1 protein-coding gene is annotated in these 887 nt (G+C 46.4%); it reads right to left on the bottom strand.

Annotated elements, in window-relative coordinates; genetic code table 11:
- Positions 1–107: 107 nt before the first annotated feature.
- A complete protein-coding gene (locus AC1DCP_RS26320) occupies positions 108–326 on the bottom strand; it encodes a hypothetical protein (protein ID WP_476774857.1) in 219 nt (72 codons plus the stop codon).
- Positions 327–887 lie beyond the last annotated feature (561 nt).

Below are 887 nucleotides of genomic sequence, written 5' to 3'. Positions count from 1 at the left end.
ATGCTGCGAAGGCCGGGCTGGAGACGGTGATCAGACCGAGAATTGCGATGGCATGTTTCATATTGCGTAATCCGGTTGTTGGTGAAGGTTTTCAGCTGCTGGCCGCATCAGAATGTCGACCGTTTTCCTCTGCAGGTTGATGGCGGTGGTAATGCTTCATGGGCTTGCGCGAGCGTTTCCAGCGATGTTGCGAGGCCATCTGGAACTGTATCGTTGCCGGCTTCCAGCGCCTCGATCCATGAGAGTTCACATTGCAAGGCAGAGGCAATATTGATTGGCGTCCAGCGGGTCACCCGCAGGCATTCATTAAAGCGTTCTGGCGACATGATGATTTGTTATGTTCCCCGTATTTTCGCGCAGAGGCTCCCTCACGCAGCCGCGATAGTCAATCATTTTTGCAACTTTTGATAGGCTGAACGATCCGTATTTACCTGTCATTCGGTCGCGATGACGGTAGCACGCGCTGCAGGGTGCGCAGGCGGAATATTATACCTCAATAATCTCTATTAATACATATATTTGTATATTTATACTTGTCGATGGGAATGGATTTTCCTTTGGTGAGGGTAAGTGGGTGGATCGGTTAGGATTGGATTAACGGCGGGAGAGCGTTGATAAAACATATAATTTATTCAACTGGACACGCAAAACATATAAATAAGCATAAACCAACCGCATTAAGGGGAGGATGGGGATTTGACTGGTAAAGTTCGTCTGTTTGTGCGCAGATAATTTTGGACCGCTATAACCATGTGATTTTATATAGGTTTTTACAGCGAGGTGGATTTATTTATATGGGGAAGCGGGAAGGAATCTGATTGGGAAGTGGATTGAAAAGGCGACGAAAACTAGCGGCGATCGATTACAATAACAATATCATGATATAT

This window comes from Agrobacterium sp. 10T429 (genome assembly GCF_056393925.1).
The sequence above is the reverse complement of the archived record's forward strand: the minus strand, read 5'-3'. Positions and strand labels throughout refer to the sequence as shown.

What these genes read in the sequence shown, in the direction of transcription:
- AC1DCP_RS26320 (WP_476774857.1), bottom strand. Translation starts at nt 326, where the DNA reads ATGTCGCCAGAACGCTTTAATGAATGCCTGCGGGTGACCCGCTGGACG.